Here is an 18,006-nt window from a genome sequence, read left to right as displayed (position 1 = left end):
GATATTAAAAGGTTCCACCGATGGCTGCGATTACTCCGGCACGATCCAGCTTACCGAGGTATGACCGGTTCCTGTCGGGACCAGTTTGCTGTGTAGCCACGGCAGGACGTTGTTCATCTGCTGCTCCAGCTTCCACGGCGGGTTAATCACAATCATGCCGGATGCCGTCATGCCACGCTGATCGCTGTCCGGGCGTACTGCCAGCTCAATTTGCAGAATTTTGCGGATGCCGGTGTCTTCCAGGTCGTGGATCATGCGCTTGATTTGTTGGCGCAGAACCACCGGATACCACAACGCATAGGTGCCGGTCGCGAAACGTTTGTAGCCTTCGTTAATACCGGTCACTACTGCCTGGTAGTCGCTTTTGATTTCGTAGGGTGGATCGATAAGGATCAACCCACGACGGGAAACTGGCGGTAATTTTGCTTTCAGCTGCTGATAACCATCGGCTTTGGCCACGCGAGCGCGCTCATCTTTCTGGAATTCGCCGCGCAGCAGAGGGAAGTCGCTCGGGTGCAGTTCAGTTAATTGCAGGCTGTCCTGTTCGCGCAGCAGCTGGCGAGCAATTAACGGAGAGCCCGGGTAGTAGCGCAACTGACCGCTACGGTTGAAGTGTTGCACCACGCCAATGTAGGGTTCCAGTTCGGCAGGCAAATCGTCCTGCTGCCAGATACGGGCGATACCTTCCAGATATTCACCGGTACGTTCGGCATGCTCACTGCTCAGCTGATAACGGCCTGCGCCAGCATGGGTGTCCAGATAGAGAAACGGTTTTTCTTTCTCTTTGAGTGATTCAATGATCAGGCTCTGAACGGTGTGTTTAAGGACGTCGGCGTGGTTGCCTGCGTGATAACTGTGGCGATAACTGAGCATGGGTAATGAAATTCCGCTGAAATGACGATTTGCCACAGTTTACAGCAGATCGGCACAGATTACCCGTAGGCCCGGTAAGCGCAGCGCTACCGGGCGTCTTTCCGTCACGGTTAGGATTGAAATCCTCTACACTTAACCCCATTGTACAAATTAATATGCACAGCGCCGGATACGCGCTTCATTCACTCTTTTCAACAGGACCGCGCTAATGACCAATCCATTGCTGACTCCCTTCGAACTGCCGCCGTTTTCTAAAATTCAGCCAGAGCACGTTGTGCCTGCCGTCACTAAGGCGCTGAACGATTGCCGTGAAAATGTTGAGCGCGTGGTTGCGCAGGGCGCGCCGTACACCTGGGAAAATCTCTGCCAGCCGTTGGCAGAAGTCGACGATGTGCTGGGACGTATTTTCTCTCCGGTTAGTCACCTGAATTCGGTGAAAAACAGCCCGGAACTGCGTGAAGCCTACGAACAAACGCTGCCGCTGCTGTCTGAATACAGCACCTGGGTTGGACAACATGAAGGCCTGTACAAAGCGTACCGTGACCTGCGTGATGGCGATCATTATGCCACCCTGAACACCGCACAGAAAAAAGCGGTTGATAACGCGCTGCGCGATTTTGAGCTTTCTGGTATTGGTCTGCCGAAGGAAAAACAGCAGCGCTATGGTGAGATTGCCACCCGCCTGTCTGAGCTCGGCAACCTGTATAGCAATAACGTCCTCGATGCTACGATGGGCTGGACCAAGCTGGTGACCGACGACGCGGAACTTGCCGGGATGCCGGAAAGCGCGCTGGCCGCCGCAAAAGCGCAGGCTGAAGCCAAAGAGCAGGAAGGCTATCTGTTAACCCTGGATATCCCAAGCTACCTGCCGGTGATGACCTACTGTGATAACCAGGGGCTGCGTGAAGAGATGTATCGTGCATACTCCACGCGCGCGTCTGACCAGGGGCCAAACGCGGGCAAATGGGACAACAGCCCGATAATGGAAGAGATCCTCGCGCTGCGCCACGAACTGGCACAACTGCTGGGCTTTGAGAGCTACGCCTTTAAATCTCTGGCTACCAAAATGGCGGAGAACCCGCAGCAGGTACTCGACTTCCTGACTGACCTGGCGAAACGTGCCCGTCCGCAGGGTGAGAAAGAGCTGGCTCAGCTGCGCGCCTTCGCGAAAGCGGAATTTGGTGTTGATGAGCTACAGCCGTGGGATATCGCTTACTACAGCGAGAAACAAAAACAGCACCTCTACAGCATCAGCGACGAACAGCTGCGTCCTTACTTCCCGGAAAACAAAGCCGTTAACGGTCTGTTTGAAGTCGTTAAACGTATTTATGGCATCACCGCCAAAGAGCGCACCGATGTTGACGTCTGGCATCCGGAAGTTCGTTTCTTCGAGCTGTACGATGAAAACAACGAGCTGCGTGGTAGCTTCTATCTTGATCTGTATGCCCGTGAACACAAACGCGGCGGGGCGTGGATGGACGACTGTGTCGGCCAGATGCGTAAATCCGACGGCACATTGCAAAAGCCGGTCGCTTACCTGACCTGTAACTTTAACCGTCCGGTGAACGGTAAACCTGCGCTGTTTACCCACGATGAAGTGATCACCCTGTTCCACGAGTTCGGCCATGGTCTGCACCATATGCTGACCCGTGTCGAAACCGCGGGCGTTTCCGGTATTAACGGTGTGCCATGGGATGCGGTAGAACTGCCGAGCCAGTTTATGGAGAACTGGTGTTGGGAGCCGGAAGCGTTGGCGTTTATCTCTGGTCACTTTGAGACCGGTGAACCGCTGCCGAAGGAACTGCTGGATAAAATGCTGGCGGCGAAAAACTACCAGGCAGCGCTGTTTATTCTGCGTCAACTGGAGTTCGGTCTGTTTGATTTCCGTCTGCACGCGGAGTTTAACCCGCAGCAAGGGGCTAAAATCCTCGAGACGCTGGCGGAAATTAAAAAACAGGTCGCCGTGGTGCCGGGCCCAACGTGGGGCCGCTTCCCGCATGCCTTCAGCCACATTTTTGCTGGTGGCTACGCAGCGGGTTACTACAGCTATCTGTGGGCAGACGTACTGGCGGCAGATGCCTTCTCTCGCTTCGAAGATGAAGGGATTTTCAACCGTCAAACCGGACAATCGTTCCTCGATAACATCCTCACCCGTGGCGGTTCTGAAGAGCCGATGGAACTGTTCAAGCGCTTCCGTGGCCGTGAGCCACAGCTGGATGCAATGCTGGAGCATTACGGGATCAAAGGCTGATTATTCACGTGAAAATCTGCTTAGTAGATGAAACAGGCGCCGGAGACGGCGCCTTATCTGTTCTTGCCGCCCGCTGGGGACTGGAACACGATGAAGATAACCTGATGGCGCTGGTGATGACGCCGGAACATCTGGAACTGCGCAAACGTGATGAACCCAAACTCGGCGGTATCTTCGTGGATTTCGTGGGCGGTGCGATGGCCCATCGGCGCAAATTTGGCGGTGGACGCGGTGAAGCGGTGGCGAAGGCTGTTGGCATTAAAGGCGATTACCTGCCGGATGTGGTCGATGCGACAGCTGGGCTGGGGCGCGATGCGTTTGTACTGGCCTCCGTAGGCTGCCGCGTAAGAATGCTGGAACGTAATCCGGTAGTGGCGGCGCTGCTTGATGATGGCCTGGCGCGCGGCTATGCCGACCCGGAAATCGGTCCGTGGCTGCAGGAACGTTTACAGCTGATCCATGCGTCGAGTCTGACGGCGTTAATCGATATTACGCCGCGCCCGCAGGTGGTGTACCTCGATCCGATGTTTCCACATAAGCAGAAAAGCGCGCTGGTGAAAAAAGAGATGCGGGTGTTTCAGTCGCTGGTGGGGCCGGATTTAGATGCGGATGGGCTGCTGGAGCCTGCGCGTCAGTTGGCCACCAAACGTGTGGTGGTGAAGCGCCCAGACTACGCGCCGCCGCTGGCGGATGTCGCCACGCCGAACGCGGTAGTCACGAAAGGGCATCGGTTTGATATCTACGCTGGGACAGCATAGTTTGTAGGCCGGATAAGGCGTTAGCCGCATCCGGCTTGGTGCGCTGAACTGCCTGATGCGCTACGCTTATCAGGCCTACGGCAGCGTGTCTTTGTAGGCCACATCCCGGCTTGGTGCGCTGAACTGCCTGATGCGCTACGCTTATCAGGCCTACGGCAGCGTGTCTTTGTAGGCCACATCCCGGCTTGGTGCGCTGAACTGCCTGATGCGTTACGCTTATCAGGCCTACGACAGCGTGTCTTTGTAGGCCACATCCGGGCTTGGTGCGCTGAACTGCCTGATGCGCTACGCTTATCAGGCCTACGGCAGCGTGTCTTTGTAGGCCGCATCCGGCTTGGTGCGCTGAACTGCCTGATGCGCTACGCTTATCAGGCCTACGACAGCGTGTCTTTGTAGGCCGCATCCGGCTTGGTGCGCTGAACTGCCTGATGCGCTACGCTTATCAGGCCTACGACAGCGTGTCTTTGTAGGTCGCATCCGACTTGGTGCGCTGAACTGCCTGATGTGCTGCGCTTATCAGGTCTACGGCAGCGTGTCTTTGTAGGCCACATCCGGCATGATGCGCTGAATTGCCTGATGTGCTGCGCTTATCAGGCCTACGGCAGCGTGTCTTTGTAGGCCACATCCCGGCTTGGTGCGCTGAATTGCCTGATGTGCTGCGCTTATCAGGTCTACAGCAGCGTGTCTTTGTAGGCCACATCCGGCATGATGCGCTGAATTGCCTGATGTGCTGCGCTTATCAGGCCTACGACAGCGTGTCTTTGTAGGCCGGATAAGGCGTTAGCCGCATCCGGCATAACCTATTAAACAAACGGTGCCAGCGGGTCGGCAATCTCAAATGCTACTGCTCGGTCTGCTTTCGGTGGGTAAATCAGCTCGCTGACAATCGACACCTTCAGCTTCTTCGCTTCTGCGCGCGTCAGTTTCACCTGCTGATCCCATCCTTCGCTATACACCGCACCCCAGGCACCAAGATCCAGGCAGGTGACGTAGTTTTCCTGACGATATGGCAATGGCGTTACGTCCAACAGGTCCGCCGCGGCGTTATTACCGGCAAATTTACCCAACAAAATCGCGTGTTGACAGGTCATTAACGCATGGTTGCCTTTGTCGTCGGTGGCGGCATAGGCCACATCGCCAGTGGCGTAGATATCATCGTGACCCACAACCTGCAGATTGGCATTCACATGCAGACGGCCCTGGCGATCGCGCGGGGCGTTAATCTGTGCTGCCAGGCTATTAGCCTGCACGCCGACGGTCCAGATAACCGTCTGAGAGGCAATCACCTGCCCATCTTTCAGCGTGACGCCGGAGGCATCCACGCACTCTACTTCCGCATTGACCAGCCACTCGACGCCTAGTTCAGCAGAGGCTTCGATAATCACGTCACGTAATTCCTGGCTCCAGCGTCCGCCTGGTTGAGCACCGCGTTCAACTACGACAACTCTGGTCTTAGCATCTGCGCCCAATATTTCGCGCAAACGACCCGGTAATTCCAGCGCCATCTCTATCCCGGTGAAACCACCACCACAGACCACCACGGTATTACGAGCCTCACTTTCCGGTTGTAATGCCAGATTATTAATGTGCTGCTCCAGTACAGCGGCGCTCTCGAGTTGGTCGAGGTCAAACGCGTGCTCGGCGGCACCGGCGACGGCGTCGCGGTTTACGTGACTTCCGCTGGCGAGCACCAGGCGGTCATAGCGACGCAGATGAGTGTCACCGTTGGCATCTTTCCAGCTCACCTCTTTAGAGTCCGGGAGGATTTGCTCGACGTGACCTTGCAGGAAGTTGACGCCGGTAACGTCAAACAACGGTTGCAGTGGTGCGACCAGCGTATGAACGGCGCTTTCATAAAATCGTGGGCGGACACGCAGCTCCGGCTGTGGAGCAATTACTGTAATATCAATTGCCTGCTGATGTTTATCCGCCAGTCGTGCGGCGCTTAATGCTGCCCACATACCGGCAAAGCCGGCGCCCACGATCAGAATTTGTTTACGCATTGGGGTTTTCTCACTGGTGACTACGAATTATTTACTCGGATTTTATTTGTCGTAGTTATGAATTGCAATGCGATCGAGCTCCTTTTTGCCTTAAAGGGTGGTGTTTCTTGATTATCTGTTTGATAAATATGTGTTTAAATTTGTTTTGTGAAAAGGGGGGCACTTTGCTGTCTGGAATGAATGAGATGAAAAAGCTACAATAAACTCAGATTCATTTTGGCTGAGATAAGAAAATGGCATTCTACAGTTCGGGAGTTGAGTACGGCATTCATAGCCTGATGTGTATGGTCGACAGTAAGGGCGACGCGCGGGATATGAGCGTGCGGGAAATAGCCGAACTGCAAAGCGTACCGTATGACTATCTGGCAAAAATTTTCACCCGTCTTTCCAAAGCGGGTCTGGTGCGCAGCATTGAAGGCAAAGGTGGCGGTTTCCAGTTAGCTAAACCCGCTGAACACATCACGGTGCTGGATGTGGTGAATGCTATTGATGGCGATAAGCGCATCTTTGAATGTCGTGAAATTCGCCAGCGGCTGGCGGTATTTGAGGAGCATCCACCCGAGTGGGCCTGTGAAGGCATTTGTGGCGTGCGTTCGGTAATGGACATGGCCCAGCAGCGAATGGAAGAAGCGCTCGGTCAGCATACGATTCTGGACTTGGCGCGCAAAATGTACCGTAAAGCGCCGGACACTTTTGTGGTGGAAGTGCAGGAGTGGATAGACGCGCGTAAAGGGTAGTGAGTGAAAATGCCCGATAGCGCAAGGTGACCGGGCATGTTGAATGTAGACCGGATAGGGGCAATAGCCGCCATCCGGCACTGAAGGTTATTGCTCGGTGCTCGGCGTATTAATCATGCGGTTCAGCCATGGCACCATAATCGCCATAACAACCGTTACGGCCAGGGTGACAAGGCCAATCTTACTGAAGACGTTGGTATAGATAGGCAGCGTTTGCAGCGGGTCGGTGATGTTCTCTGGTACGGCGGTGAACGTGGCGACATAACCCCCCATCAGGAAGGCCGCGGCCTGCGTCAGGAACCACATCCCAAGAATGAAGCCCATCAGGTGTTGTGGCACGAGAGCGGCGACCATAGCCAGTCCCAGGGCGCTAATCAGCAGTTCACCCAGGCTCTGGAACAGATACACCAGCACGATAAACCACGGCGACGTCAGCCCCTGTGCATCGGCAAACCACATCCCGGCAGCGGCGGCCGTCAGGAAGCCCAATGAGCACAGGAACATACCGAGCGTAAATTTCATCGGCATGGTCAGGTCTTTGCCTTTGTTGCCCAGACGGGTATAGATTGCGGCCAGTACCGGACTCGCCAGTACCACCCAGAACGGGTTCAGCGCCTGGAAGCTCACCGGGTTGATGGCGAAACCAAGAATTTCATGGTGTACGTTATTGATCGCAAAGAAGTTTAGCGATGTCGGCATCTGCGCGTACAGCACGTAGAACACCACCGCTTCCAGCATCAGGATAAAGGCCACGAACATCTTGTTGCGCCCGGTTTTATCCAGTTTGAATGCCTGACGGAAGAAGATGATGGTCACGGCAATCGACAGGACGATCAGCACCAGGTTGGCAATCTGCACGTTGTGCATCAGCCAGGCGCAGATAAATACCATCACTACCGTACCGGCCAGCACGTACAGCAGGTTACGGAAGTTCAGTGGCTTATGGTCTGGCTCAGAGCCGATATTTTTCACCATTCCGCGGCAGGCAAAGTATACCAACAGCGCGACGATTAGTCCGGCTCCGCACAGGTTGTAAGTCACAGCGTAGCCAAACTTATCGGCAATCACCGGCGCCAGCGACAGTGACAGTAGCGAACCGATGTTAATCGACATATAAAACAGGGTGAAAGCACCGTCCAGACGGGCGTCTTTCGGGGGATAACATTTTGACAGCAGGCTTGCCGGGTTGGCTTTAAATAGCCCGTTACCAACGGCAATGGTACCCAAAGCAATAAAGATCAGATCCGGCTTAAGCAGCGACATCCCGGTCATGAAGTAGCCGATTGCCAGCACAATGGCACCGAGTACCAGCGTGCGCTTGGTGCCTAACAGATGGTCGCCGACGTAGCCGCCGATCGAGATCAGGCCGTAAACCAGTGCGGCAAAGGCACCAAAGGTGACAAATGCCTGTTCTTGTGAAAATCCGAGCTGCTTAACAAAAAATACCGCCAGGATGCCCTGTACGCCGTAATAGCCAAATCGTTCCCATAATTCCACAAAGAAGATCATGAAGAACGGACGAGGTTGCTGCAGCAAGCCCGTAGGTGCAGTTTTATTCATATTCCATCGCCTTTCAAAGCCATCCCGAAAAGTATGAACGCGTATGCTTAAACGCGCCGAAAAAGTCTTATTTTGTTATAGACTGCGGTTATTGGCCGCAAGGGTAGAGTATTATAGAGATAGTTTTCGATCCAATTAGTTGATCACACTAATTATGATTTGTTTGTTGGATTGATGTACTAATTGTGACCGAATGATAAAAACAAAAACGCCCGCGAAGGCGGGCGTTTACAGGCTTAACGACTTGCAGTGGGCCGGGTTAACTTCCGGCGGCAAGCATTTTATGCTTCTTCGTCGTCACGCAGCGGAACAATCAACATGTCGACGTGGACGGTGTTGATCAGTTGGCGCGCGGAGGACATCAGTTTGCTCCAGAAATCCTGGTGGTGACCACAGACGACCAGATCCATGTCGTATTTTTTGATGGCATCAACCAGAACCTGACCCAGGTCGCCGCTACCGCTCAGGGTTTCGGTGATAGGGTAGCCTGCATTGGTGGACAGCTCGGTTAACGCGTGGTGGGTTTCTTCAGAAATGCGTTTCTGCATGTCGCCCAGATTCACGTCGATGAGCCCGGTGTACAGGTCGGAATAGTTTACGTCAACGTGGATAAGGGAGACTTTAGCATTGTAAGGTCGCGCCATAGAAACCGCTTTTTCAACCAGAACTTTGCTTTCCGGAGAAAGATCAACCGCGATAAGAATGTGTTTATAAGCCATAGTGTTACTCCTTCCATAAGTTGTCGATGACTAGCCTGCTGGCGTTATATGCCGCCGCGTCATCCGCGTCCTGCGAACCTTGTGCGCGGGGCTAGCCCAGTCGTAAAAACGTACCATATAAGGACTATCCTTACATTATAGCGACCAGGATAATCCGTCAATCCGCCTTGCTTGCCAAATAGTTAAACAAATTTTTTAGTTAATTGCATTGATAGCGATTAACCTTATGGCAAAAAAATTAACTAATCTCCTACACTATCTAAAGAGGCGTTCGGATGCGTGATACTAACACGAACGGTTTCGGCTGCACTCTTCATTGAATGGTTTGGCAGGGTATCGGGGAGCGGTAGTCCCGGAAAGGAGTTCCGTGGGCGGGTCGCCGGGGAGGAGGTATGATAAGCACCATTGCATTATTCTGGGCTTTATGTGTCGTTTGCATTGTTAATATGGCGCGCTATTTTTCTTCGCTACGCGCACTGTTAGTGGTACTTCGTGGTTGCGATCCATTACTTTACCAGTATGTAGATGGAGGGGGCTTTTTTACCTCGCATGGGCAACCGAACAAGCAGATGCGTCTGGTGTGGTATATCTACGCTCAGCGTTACCGCGATCATCATGATGATGAATTTATTCGCCGCTGTGAGCGGGTTCGCGGTCAGTTCATTCTCACCAGCGCGCTATGCGGCCTGGTGCTAATCAGCATGGTTGCGCTGATTATCTGGCACTGATGCCAACAACAGATACAAAAAAAGCGGGTCAGCTTCCTGACCCGCTTTTTTACCGTGCATTCGCTTAGATAAGCTTCAGGGAGAGCCAGTACAGCACCCCGGAAAGAATAATCGCAGCCGGCAGGGTGAAGACCCAGGCCATCAGAATGCTGGTTACCGTTTTACGCTGCAATCCGCCGCCATCAACAACCATCGTCCCCGCAACGGAAGAAGAGAGAACGTGGGTGGTGGAAACGGGCATACCGGTGTAGCTGGCGAGACCGATAGAGACTGCGGCGGTCATCTGCGCCGACATCCCCTGGGCATAAGTCATGCCTTTCTTACCGATTTTCTCGCCGATGGTGGTGGCAACGCGACGCCAGCCAATCATCGTACCAATACCCAGCGCCAGTGCGACGGCCATAATGATCCAGATAGGCGCGTACTCAATGGTGCTCAGCATGTCAGCTTTCAGTTTTTTCAGCAGACGCTGATCGTCAGCGCTTACGCCAGGCAGCTTAACCACTTTATCGGTGGTATCAGAGATGCACAGCATAATACGGCGCAGCTGACCACGCTGTTCGACGCTTAACTTGTCGTAGGTTTCCAGGTTCGCCAGCATACCTTTCGCACGTTCCAGCGCGTTGATGGTATTCGCCGGGTGGCAATGGAACTCTGTCGTCGTCGCGGGTGCCGCGTCCGTCGGGGACGGAATCAGCTGGTCTACGCCTGTGGCCTGTTTAAGCAGGTCAGGGCGCTGCTGGAAGAAGACTTCGACGTTATTGATTGCATCACGGGTACGGGTAATCTCGTAACCGGAAGCATTCATATTCACCACGAAGCCTGCAGGCGCTACGCCAATCAGCACCAGCATCACCAGACCAATGCCTTTCTGCCCGTCGTTAGCGCCATGAGAGAACGCTACGCCGATAGCGGAGAGGATCAGTGCAATACGGGTCCAGAACGGCGGCTTTTTCTTGCCATCTTTCTTTTCACGTTCTGCTGGCGTCAGGTGGATACGGGCACGTTTTTTTGTACCGCTCCAGTAACGACGCAGAATGAAAATAAGACCGCCTGCAACCACCAGACCAACAATTGGCGAGATGATAAGCGAAGCAAAAATACCGATAACTTTCGGAATGTTAAGTGCGTCCACCACCGAGGTGCCGGTCATCAGTGCATTGGTTAAACCAATACCGATAATGGCGCCAATCAGCGTGTGGGAGCTGGATGCAGGTAAACCAAAGTACCAGGTACCCAGGTTCCAGATAATTGCCGCCAGCAGCATGGAGAACACCATGGCAAGGCCATGTGACGATCCCATATTAAGCAGCAGATCCGTTGGTAGCATATGCACGATGGCATACGCCACGCTGAGACCACCCAGCAAAACACCAAAGAAGTTGAACAACGCAGCCATGACCACCGCCAATTGCGAACGCATTGCACGGGTATAGATCACGGTTGCGACAGCATTGGCTGTGTCATGGAAGCCGTTAATTGCTTCGTAGAACAGCACAAAAGCCAGAGCAAGCAATAGTAAAAGCCCGGTATGTAAATCCAGGCCAGCAAACAAATGTAGCATAGGACGTTACGCCATTTTGAGGACATGAACGCGGCGCATTATCAGTGACTTTGGCGGCGCGGGCAAAGTGAAATATAGAGTTTTTTTGATTTGTCTCCTGCTTTGTTTTACACCACTAAAGAATTATCCTATATATTTCAGTTAAATACCCTTTATCGGTAGTTTGGTGCTGGTGCGACCACTGAGGAATCTTTACAATTCACACCCGCTTTTTAGAGAGGATCGCAACGTGGAAAGGTTTGATACCGTTATTATAGGCGCTGGCGCAGCGGGTATGTTTTGTGCCGCGCAGGCAGGACAAGCAGGTAGTCGAGTACTGCTTATTGATAATGGTAAAAAGCCAGGACGCAAGATTCTCATGTCTGGCGGGGGACGCTGCAACTTTACCAATCTTTATGTCGAACCGGCCGCCTATTTGAGCCAAAACCCCCATTTTTGCAAATCGGCACTGGCACGCTATACGCAGTGGGATTTTATCGACCTGGTGGGCAAACACGGTATTGCCTGGCACGAAAAAACGCTGGGTCAGCTGTTCTGCGATGATTCGGCTCAGCAAATTGTCGATATGCTGGTAGACGAGTGTGAAAAAGGTAACGTAACTATGCGGTTACGGAGCGAAGTCCTGAGCGTGGTGCAGGATGATGAAGGTTTCACCCTCGAACTGAACGGCATGACGGTCGGCACGAAAAAACTGGTTATCGCTTCCGGTGGGCTTTCCATGCCGGGTCTGGGGGCAACGCCGTTTGGTTATAAAATTGCCGAACAGTTTGGTCTGAAGGTGTTGCCAACGCGCGCGGGACTGGTGCCCTTTACGTTGCATAAGCCACTGCTGGAGCAGCTTCAGGTGCTCTCTGGCGTATCGGTCTCCTCCGTTATCACTGCCGAGGATGGCACCGTATTTCGCGAAAATCTGCTCTTTACACACCGAGGACTTTCGGGCCCAGCTGTTTTGCAGATTTCCAGTTTTTGGCAGCCAGGCGAATTTGTCAGCATTAATTTGTTGCCGGATGTTGACCTTGCGAGCTTCCTCGACGAACAACGTAGCGCACACCCTAACCAGAGCTTAAAGAACACCTTAGCAATGCAGTTGCCAAAGCGTCTGGTGGAATGCCTGCAGCAGTTAGGGCAAATTCCTGACGTGTCTCTGAAGCAGCTTAACGTGCGCGATCAACAGACGCTGGTTGAAACGCTGACCGAGTGGCGGGTGCAGCCGAACGGTACGGAAGGGTATCGTACCGCTGAAGTCACGTTGGGCGGCGTTGATACCAACGAGCTGTCATCGCGCACGATGGAAGCCCGCAAAGTGCCAGGGCTCTACTTTATCGGCGAAGTGATGGACGTCACCGGCTGGTTGGGTGGCTATAACTTCCAGTGGGCATGGTCGAGTGCCTGGGCATGTGCACAGGATCTGGTATCTGAATAAGCGAAGACGATACGTTGAGCGTGGACCCGCTGCGTTTTACATAAAGCTCACTTGTGAAATTTGCCCGGTAAATGGATTGCCGGGCACGGTTTTTTGCCTGCAACATACCTGCTACAACCGAATAGACATATTGAATCCAGGTGTTAGTATTCAATAGACAGCAGTAATGAGTATGCGTGTTTCATTTACGGCCAGGAACGCTGATGATGACAACATTACTACCCGATTTCACAGCATCTTCATCATTCACTTCCTTCGCGGCGCAGGTTGCTTACATGCCTGTCTGCTCTCTGGCCATTGTTTCTCATTCCTTCTTATCCCGGATGGAATCTCCCGCTGAATAGCTGTTCAGTGGGCTTTGTGACACGCATCGTTTGATAACAGGGATTACGGCGGGTCGAATATGGATAAGTTTAAACGTCATATGATGTGGTGGGTGGCGGGCATTCTGGTCGTGGTGGCCGCGATAGCATGGTGGATGCTTCGTCCTGCGGGAATACCGGAGGGGTTTGCAGCCAGCAATGGCAGAATTGAAGCTACCGAAGTGGATATTGCCACCAAGATTGCCGGGCGAATTGACACGATCCTCGTGTCGGAAGGGCAGTTCGTTCGCCAGGGCGAAGTGCTGGCGAAAATGGATACCCGCGTGCTGCAGGAGCAGCGGCTGGAAGCGGTAGCCCAAATCAAAGAGGCCGAAAGTGCGGTGGCGGCAGCGCGGGCGTTGTTAGAGCAGCGGCAAAGTGAAATGCGCGCCGCGCAGTCGGTGGTAAAACAGCGTGAGGCGGAACTGCAGTCGGTCTCTAAACGCCACGTCCGCTCCCGTTCGCTATCTCAGCGTGGGGCTGTGTCTGAGCAACAGCTGGATGACGACAGGGCTGCGGCAGAAAGCGCACGCGCTGCACTGGAATCCGCAAAGGCGCAGGTCTCTGCGGCAAAAGCCGCCATTGAAGCCGCTCGCACCAGTATCATTCAGGCGCAAACCCGCGTAGAAGCCGCGCAGGCTACCGAACGTCGTATTGCGGCTGATATTGATGACAGCGAGTTGAAAGCCCCGCGCGATGGCCGCGTACAGTACCGCGTAGCTGAACCGGGCGAGGTGCTTTCCGCAGGCGGTCGCGTGCTGAATATGGTCGATCTCAGCGATGTCTACATGACGTTCTTCTTGCCAACCGAACAGGCTGGTTTACTGAAGATTGGCGGAGAAGCGCGGCTGGTGCTGGATGCTGCGCCGGATCTGCGTATTCCGGCGACCATCAGCTTTGTGGCTAGCGTCGCGCAGTTCACGCCGAAAACGGTCGAAACCAGCGATGAACGGCTGAAACTGATGTTTCGCGTCAAAGCGCGTATCCCGCCAGAGCTGTTACAGCAGCATTTGGAGTACGTGAAAACCGGTCTGCCGGGCATGGCGTGGGTGCGTGTTGATGAAAGTCGCGCCTGGCCTGACGACCTGGTGGTGAGGTTGCCGCAATGACGCATCTGGCGCTGGTTCCCGTTCCTCCCGTGGCGCACCTTGACGGCGTGAGTCAGCATTACGGGAAAACGGTAGCGCTGAACAATATCACGCTGGATATCCCTGCCCGCTGTATGGTGGGGTTGATTGGCCCGGATGGTGTCGGAAAATCGAGCCTGTTGTCGCTCATCTCCGGCGCGCGGGTCATTGAACACGGCAACGTGATGGTGCTGGGCGGCGATATGCGCGACCCAAAACATCGCCGGGATGTCTGCCCGCGCATTGCCTGGATGCCGCAGGGGCTGGGGAAAAACCTGTATCACACGCTGTCGGTATATGAGAACGTCGATTTCTTTGCCCGCTTGTTTGGGCATGACAAAGCGGAGCGTGAGGCGCGGATTACCGAGCTGCTGAATAGCACCGGATTGGCACCGTTTCGTGACCGTCCTGCCGGGAAACTCTCGGGCGGGATGAAGCAAAAGCTGGGGCTGTGCTGCGCGTTAATCCACGACCCGGAACTGTTAATTCTCGATGAACCCACCACCGGGGTCGACCCGCTGTCCCGTGCCCAGTTCTGGGATCTGATTAACAGTATTCGTCAGCGGCAGACCAACATGAGCGTGCTGGTTGCGACCGCTTATATGGAAGAAGCCGAGCGCTTTGACTGGCTGGTGGCGATGAACGCCGGGGAGGTGTTAGCCACCGGGAGCGCGCAGCAGCTACGTGAGCAAACCAACAGCAACACGCTGGAGCAGGCGTTTATCGCGCTGTTACCTGAAGCCCAGCGCCAGGCGCATAAACCGGTAGTGATCCCGCCGTATCACGCTGAGCAGGAAGAGATTGCCATCGAGGCGAAAAACCTGACCATGCGCTTCGGTAAATTTGTGGCGGTGGACCACGTTAACTTCCGCATTCCGCGCGGGGAAATCTTCGGTTTTCTCGGCTCCAACGGCTGCGGTAAATCCACCACCATGAAAATGCTCACCGGACTGCTGCCCGCAAGCGAAGGCGAGGCGTGGCTGTTTGGGCAAGCGGTTGATCCGAAAAATATCGATACCCGCCGCCGGGTAGGCTATATGTCGCAGGCATTTTCGCTTTACAGCGAGCTGACCGTCCGGCAAAACCTCGAACTACATGCGCGGCTGTTCCATATCCCCGAAGCAGAAATCCCTGGGCGGGTGCAGGAGATGAGCGAGCGCTTTTCGCTGACCGATGTCGAAGATGCGCTGCCCGGTGCGCTGCCGTTGGGGATCCGTCAACGCCTGTCGCTGGCGGTGGCGGTGATCCATCGCCCGGAGATGCTCATTCTTGATGAACCGACCTCCGGGGTCGATCCGGTTGCGAGGGATATGTTCTGGCAACTGATGGTCGACCTGTCGCGCCAGGACAAAGTGACCATTTTTATCTCCACTCACTTTATGAACGAAGCGGAGCGCTGCGACCGCATGTCGCTGATGCACGCCGGAAAAGTACTGGCCAGCGGTACGCCGCAGGAACTGGTGAAACAGCGTGGAGCTGCCAGTCTGGAAGAGGCGTTTATCTCCTGGTTGCAGGAAGCGGCAGGCCCGGCGCCGGAAACTCAGTTAGCGCCAGCCAATGTCCCGACAGTGCATGAAAACAGTAAGCCGCCGCGGCAAGGTTTTAGCCTGCGGCGCTTATTCAGCTACAGCCGCCGTGAAGCGCTGGAACTACGGCGCGATCCGGTACGCTCCACGCTGGCGCTGATGGGCACGGTGATCCTGATGCTTATCATGGGCTACGGCATCAGCATGGATGTGGAAAACCTGCGTTTTTCGGTGCTCGACCGCGACCAGACCGTCAGCAGCCAGGCGTGGACGCTGAATCTGGCGGGATCGCGCTATTTTATCGAACAACCGCCGCTCACCAGTTATGACGAGCTGGACAAACGGATGCGTTCTGGCGAAGTTGCGGTAGCAATTGAAATTCCGCCAAATTTTGGCCGCGACATCGCGCGTGGAACGCCGGTGAAGATTGGCGTCTGGGTCGATGGCGCAATGCCAAGCCGCGCTGAAACGGTCAGGGGTTACGTGCAGGCGATGCACCAGACCTGGCTGCAGGATGTGATGGCGCGCCAGCCAAATGCCAGCGGGCAAAACGGGCTGATGACCATTGAAACTCGCTATCGTTACAACCCGGATGTGAAGAGCCTGCCGGCGATTGTTCCGGCAGTGATCCCACTGCTGTTGATGATGATCCCCTCCATGCTCAGCGCCCTCAGCGTGGTGCGTGAGAAAGAGCTGGGGTCGATTATCAATCTGTACGTTACGCCCACGACCCGCAGCGAGTTTTTACTCGGCAAACAGTTGCCGTACATCGTGCTGGGCATGCTGAATTTCCTGCTGTTGTGCGCGCTGTCGGTGTTTGTATTCGGCGTTCCGCATAAGGGGAGCTTTGTGACCCTGACGCTGGCTGCGCTGCTGTACGTCACCATTGCCACCGGGCTGGGGCTGTTAATCTCCACGTTTATGAAAAGCCAGATCGCGGCCATTTTTGGTACGGCGATTATTACATTGATCCCGGCGACGCAGTTTTCCGGAATGATCGATCCAGTTGCCTCGCTGGAAGGGCCGGGCCGGTGGATTGGTGAAATTTATCCGACCAGCCATTTTCTGACCATCGCGCGCGGAACGTTCTCTAAAGCGTTGGATCTGACCGATCTCTGGCAGCTGTTTATTCCGCTGGCGGTAGCCATTCCGGTGGTGATTGGTCTGAGCGTATTACTGCTGAAAAAACAGGAGGGGTGATGCGCCGATTACGCAATATTTATAACCTCGGAATCAAAGAGTTGCGCAGCCTGCTGGGTGACAAAGCGATGCTGACGCTGATCGTCTTCGCCTTCACGATTTCGGTTTATTCTTCCGCGACCGTCCTGCCGGGTTCGCTGCATCTGGCACCGATTGCTATTGCCGATATGGACCAGTCGCAGTTGTCGAATCGGATTGTGAACAGCTTTTATCGCCCGTGGTTTTTACCGCCGGAGATGATCACTGCCGATGAAATGGATGCCGGGCTGGACGCCGGGCGCTATACCTTCGCCGTAAACATTCCGCCTGATTTTCAGCGTGATGTGCTGGCCGGACGACAACCGGATATACAGGTTAACGTCGATGCCACGCGCATGAGCCAGGCGTTTACCGGCAACAGCTATATCCAGAATATCATCAGCGGCGAGGTGAACAGCTTTGTGGCGCGTTACCGCGATAACAATGAGCCGCCGGTGGCGCTGGAAATGCGCATGCGCTTTAACCCTAATCTGGAACCCGCCCGCTTTGGCGCGGTGATGGCGATTATCAACAACATCACTATGTTGGCGATTGTGCTGACCGGTTCGGCGTTGATCCGCGAACGCGAGCACGGGACCATTGAACATCTGCTGGTGATGCCGGTGACGCCGTTTGAGATCATGATGGCAAAAATCTGGTCGATGGGGCTGGTGGTGCTGGTGGTTTCCGGTCTGTCGCTGATGCTGATGGTAAAAGGCGTGCTCGGGGTGCCGATTGAAGGTTCGATACCGTTGTTTATGCTGGGCGTGGCGCTGAGCCTGTTCGCCACCACCTCGATCGGCATTTTTATGGGCACGCTGGCGCGCTCCATGCCGCAGTTGGGGCTGCTGATGATTCTGGTGCTGCTGCCGTTACAGATGCTCTCAGGTGGCTCCACACCGCGTGAAAGCATGCCGCAGGCGGTGCAGGACATTATGCTGACCATGCCGACTACCCATTTCGTCAGTCTCGCGCAGGCGATACTTTACCGCGGCGCCGGGTTTAGCATTGTCTGGCCGCAGTTTCTGACGCTGCTGGCGATTGGCAGCGCGTTCTTCCTGATAGCACTGCTGCGTTTCAGAAAGACGATTGGTACGATGGCGTAATCATTATTGCCGGGGCGCTTCGCTTACCTGGCCTACAAAGTATAACGGACG

At 54.6% G+C, this 18,006-nt stretch carries 13 protein-coding genes; 8 read left to right on the top strand and 5 right to left on the bottom strand.

Annotated features, from left to right (window positions below):
* Window positions 1-30 precede the first annotated feature (30 nt).
* Window positions 31-873 (bottom strand): 23S rRNA (adenine(2030)-N(6))-methyltransferase RlmJ, encoded by an 843-nt coding sequence (locus OGX86_RS13805; protein ID WP_003827459.1) that lies wholly within the window; start codon window positions 871-873, stop codon window positions 31-33.
* A 208-nt stretch (window positions 874-1,081) separates the two neighbouring features.
* Between OGX86_RS13805 and prlC the strand changes: the two genes are divergently transcribed.
* Both prlC and rsmJ read left to right on the top strand, forming a co-directional pair.
* Complete coding sequence (prlC, locus tag OGX86_RS13800; protein WP_048227279.1) at window positions 1,082-3,124, top strand: oligopeptidase A; 2,043 nt, start codon at window positions 1,082-1,084, stop codon at window positions 3,122-3,124.
* Window positions 3,125-3,132: 8 nt separating this feature from the next.
* The gene (rsmJ, locus tag OGX86_RS13795; RefSeq protein WP_048215355.1) at window positions 3,133-3,882 is read left to right on the top strand and encodes a 16S rRNA (guanine(1516)-N(2))-methyltransferase RsmJ; all 750 of its coding nucleotides are present in this window, start codon (window positions 3,133-3,135) and stop codon (window positions 3,880-3,882) included.
* An 803-nt stretch (window positions 3,883-4,685) separates the two neighbouring features.
* Here the strand turns inward: rsmJ and OGX86_RS13790 are convergent.
* Window positions 4,686-5,885, bottom strand: a complete 1,200-nt coding sequence (locus OGX86_RS13790) for an NAD(P)/FAD-dependent oxidoreductase (RefSeq protein ID WP_128316465.1) — start codon at window positions 5,883-5,885, stop codon at window positions 4,686-4,688.
* Window positions 5,886-6,118: 233 nt separating this feature from the next.
* Between OGX86_RS13790 and OGX86_RS13785 the strand changes: the two genes are divergently transcribed.
* Window positions 6,119-6,622: an RrF2 family transcriptional regulator gene (locus OGX86_RS13785; RefSeq protein WP_003023361.1), complete on the top strand. Its 504-nt coding sequence runs from the start codon at window positions 6,119-6,121 to the stop codon at window positions 6,620-6,622.
* Window positions 6,623-6,709: 87 nt separating this feature from the next.
* On the opposite strand, the gene dtpB is transcribed toward OGX86_RS13785, so the two are convergent.
* Window positions 6,710-8,182 carry a dipeptide/tripeptide permease DtpB gene (gene dtpB / locus OGX86_RS13780; RefSeq protein ID WP_048215357.1) on the bottom strand — a complete coding sequence of 491 codons (1,473 nt, stop codon included), beginning with the start codon at window positions 8,180-8,182 and terminating at the stop codon, window positions 6,710-6,712.
* A 281-nt stretch (window positions 8,183-8,463) separates the two neighbouring features.
* Window positions 8,464-8,901 carry a universal stress protein UspA gene (gene uspA, locus OGX86_RS13775; RefSeq protein ID WP_003023368.1) on the bottom strand — a complete coding sequence of 146 codons (438 nt, stop codon included), beginning with the start codon at window positions 8,899-8,901 and terminating at the stop codon, window positions 8,464-8,466.
* Window positions 8,902-9,293: 392 nt separating this feature from the next.
* Here uspA and uspB point away from each other — a divergent pair, with 392 nt between their 5' ends.
* The gene (gene uspB, locus OGX86_RS13770) at window positions 9,294-9,629 is read left to right on the top strand and encodes a universal stress protein UspB (protein WP_003023371.1); all 336 of its coding nucleotides are present in this window, start codon (window positions 9,294-9,296) and stop codon (window positions 9,627-9,629) included.
* Window positions 9,630-9,693: 64 nt separating this feature from the next.
* On the opposite strand, the gene pitA is transcribed toward uspB, so the two are convergent.
* A complete protein-coding gene (gene pitA / locus OGX86_RS13765) occupies window positions 9,694-11,193 on the bottom strand; it encodes an inorganic phosphate transporter PitA (RefSeq protein ID WP_003827471.1) in 1,500 nt (499 codons plus the stop codon).
* A 229-nt stretch (window positions 11,194-11,422) separates the two neighbouring features.
* On the opposite strand from pitA, the gene OGX86_RS13760 reads away from it, so the two are divergent.
* From OGX86_RS13760 to OGX86_RS13745, 4 genes are all read left to right on the top strand, one after another.
* Entirely contained in the window at window positions 11,423-12,616 is a 1,194-nt protein-coding gene (locus OGX86_RS13760; protein ID WP_008786394.1) for a BaiN/RdsA family NAD(P)/FAD-dependent oxidoreductase, read from the top strand.
* Window positions 12,617-13,019: 403 nt separating this feature from the next.
* Window positions 13,020-14,087 (top strand): HlyD family secretion protein, encoded by a 1,068-nt coding sequence (locus OGX86_RS13755; protein WP_003827499.1) that lies wholly within the window; start codon window positions 13,020-13,022, stop codon window positions 14,085-14,087.
* The gene (gene rbbA / locus OGX86_RS13750; protein ID WP_032945289.1) at window positions 14,084-16,831 is read left to right on the top strand and encodes a ribosome-associated ATPase/putative transporter RbbA; all 2,748 of its coding nucleotides are present in this window, start codon (window positions 14,084-14,086) and stop codon (window positions 16,829-16,831) included. Before OGX86_RS13755 ends, rbbA begins: the two co-directional genes overlap by 4 nt.
* Complete coding sequence (locus OGX86_RS13745) at window positions 16,831-17,955, top strand: ABC transporter permease (RefSeq protein WP_020996068.1); 1,125 nt, start codon at window positions 16,831-16,833, stop codon at window positions 17,953-17,955. The genes rbbA and OGX86_RS13745 overlap by 1 nt, the downstream gene beginning before the upstream one ends.
* The last annotated feature ends 51 nt before the right edge of the window (window positions 17,956-18,006 follow it).

The organism is Citrobacter sp. Cpo040, assembly GCF_030332915.1.
Lineage (GTDB): Bacteria > Pseudomonadota > Gammaproteobacteria > Enterobacterales > Enterobacteriaceae > Citrobacter > Citrobacter portucalensis.
Note: the sequence above shows the minus strand (reverse complement) of the source record. Positions and strands in the feature narration are given on the sequence as shown.